At 64.6% G+C, this 2,476-nt stretch carries 1 protein-coding gene; it reads left to right on the forward strand.

From position 1 onward, the window contains the following. Positions 1–365 precede the first annotated feature (365 nt). Positions 366–2,417 (forward strand): transcriptional regulator, encoded by a 2,052-nt coding sequence (locus M3P27_04125; GenBank protein MDP9267497.1) that lies wholly within the window; start codon positions 366–368, stop codon positions 2,415–2,417. The last annotated feature ends 59 nt before the right edge of the window (positions 2,418–2,476 follow it).

Genomic DNA, 2,476 nt, shown 5'->3' on the forward strand with positions numbered 1-2,476 from the left:
GGCGAAGCCGATGAAATAGGGCAGTCAAAACACTCCGGCTGAGTAGTACTAGAGTCGGGGTACAATCTGGCCGGTAGGACAATCGTCCTACCGGCCGTTTTCTTGCTGTCCGGCGTGATCTGGTTTCCCTCCGGGTCGCTGTGGCAGCTTAGCTTTCGCAACGCAACGCAACCGCATCTCATAGAGGTGTACTGGCCGCACCTGAGGGTATTGAAAAAATGGTATCCGAGTTTCCCCGCAAGTCCCTGCTGTGCTTGTTGCTGTGCTTATTCCTCCTGCTCTCCGCCTTGCCGGTCGCGGCGCAGAGCCCGGCTGCGACCAGCGCTGTCCCCCCGAGTACTCCTTCGCAAAGTGCTGCTCCGCAAGTGGCTGTGCCGAGCGCGGCTGCGCCCGGGGTTGCGCCCGCCGTTGCTCCCTCCGCCGTGGTTGCTCAGAACGTGGCTGCGCTGGGCAATGACTGGAAGCCGATCGGCCCCGACGGTGGCGATGTTCGCAGCCTGACTTTCGATCCGCAGCATCCCGACCGCATCTACCTGGGGACCAGCGCCGGCCGCCTCTTCGTCTCGAACGATGCGGGCGCTTCGTGGACGCGCTTCGCCCACCTCGGCGGGCACGACTACGTGCTCGACAACATGGTCATCGATCCTGCGGGAACGATGTACGTGGGGGCATGGAGCGTGGAAGACAACAACGCGGGCGATGTGTTCCGCAGCGCCGACGGCGGCAAGACCTGGCAGGCGTTGAAAGGCGTGCACGGGAAATCGATCCGCGCGCTCGCGCTCTCCGCCTCGAACCCCAAGGTGCTGGTGATCGGCGCGCTCGATGGCGTCTTCCGCAGCCTGGATGGCGGCGAGAGCTGGAAGCGCATCTCGCCCGAGAATCATGCCGAGATCAAGAACATCGAGTCCATCGCCATCGATCCCAAGGACCCGGATGTGGTCTACGCCGGCACCTGGCATTTGCCGTGGAAGACAGCGGATGGCGGCCGGAACTGGCAGCACATCAAGCAGGGCGTGATCGACGATTCCGATGTGTTCTCCATCATCATCAGCCGGGTGGATCCCCAGGTCGTCTACATCAGCGCCTGCTCGGGCATCTACAAGAGCGAGAATGCCGGCAACCTGTTCCGCAAGGCGCAGGGCATCCCATTCTCGGCGCGCCGCACGCGCGTGCTGCAGCAGGACCCGAACCGAGCCGAAACCGTCTACGCCGGCACCACCGAGGGCCTGTGGCGCACCGAAGACGCGGGCAAGAGCTGGAAGCGCATCACCGCGGCGAACTTGATCGTCAACGACGTGCTCATCGATCCGCGTGATTCCAACCGGGTGATGATCGCCACCGATCGCAGTGGCGTGCTCGCCAGCACCAACGCGGGCAAGACCTTCTCCGCTGCGAACCGCGGCTTCGCTCACCGCCAGGTGGCGGCTGTGCTCGCCGATCGTGAGGATTCGAACACCGTCTATGCCGGCTTGATCAACGATAAGGAATACGGCGGCGTCTTCGTCTCCCATGACGAGGGCGAACACTGGAGCCAGATCAGCTTCGGCCTCGGCGGACGCGATGTGTTCGCGTTGCGCCAGACCGGGAACGACAAAGTGCTGGCCGGCACCAACACCGGCATCTTCCTCTTCGACCCGAAGACGGTCCGTTGGGAGGCTGTGAATACCGTGGTGACGGAGCGCACCGTCACCACATCGAAGAAAGTCCGCGTCCCGGCCAAGGGCAAGAAGAAGGCAACGGTGACGGTCGTTCCCGAGACCAAGACCAAGCGCGAGGTGAGCCAGCTCAAAGCGCGCGTCAATGACCTGGAGATCGTGCCCAACAAGTGGTACGCCGCGACCTCCGCCGGCCTGTTCTGGTCGAGCGACGAAGGCCGCACGTGGTACGGCGGGCCGGTGCAGGAAGAGCTTGAGATCCTGAGCGTGGGGGTGAGCCCGGCGGCGGGCAAGCGCATGATCGCGGTCGCAGCGCCCAGCCGGTTGCTGATCTCGCTCGACGACGGCACCACCTGGTACCAGGCGAAGCTGCCGAATTATGTCGCGCCCATCAATGGCGCGATCATCGACGGCTCCGGCAATATCTGGATCACCACGCGCGTAGGCGCCTTCCACTCCACGGATGCCGGCGATACCTGGAAGCACGAATCCGCGCCGACCGGAAACTTCATCAACCTGGCCTACGACGCCGAGGGTGGACGCATGCTCGGCATCGACCGCAAGGGTGGCGTCTTTTCGGCGCCGCCGACTGACCTGCGCTGGCGCCGTGTGGGCGAGGCGGGCTGGACACTGCGTGGGCTGAGCGCCTCGCGCGGCCGCCTGTTCGCTGCCACCGCCTTCGATGGCGTGGTCGCGCAATCGATCAGAGCCGACAGGCGCGCGGCGAAGGGCGCGAACGGCAGCAACAGCAATAGCGAATAACCCAGCGAAGACAGGTCGAACCCCACTCGGCAAACCGGCCGCTCGCGCGAGCGGCCGGT

Source organism: Acidobacteriota bacterium, from assembly GCA_030774055.1.
Classification (GTDB): Bacteria; Acidobacteriota; Terriglobia; order Terriglobales; family Acidobacteriaceae; genus JACPNR01.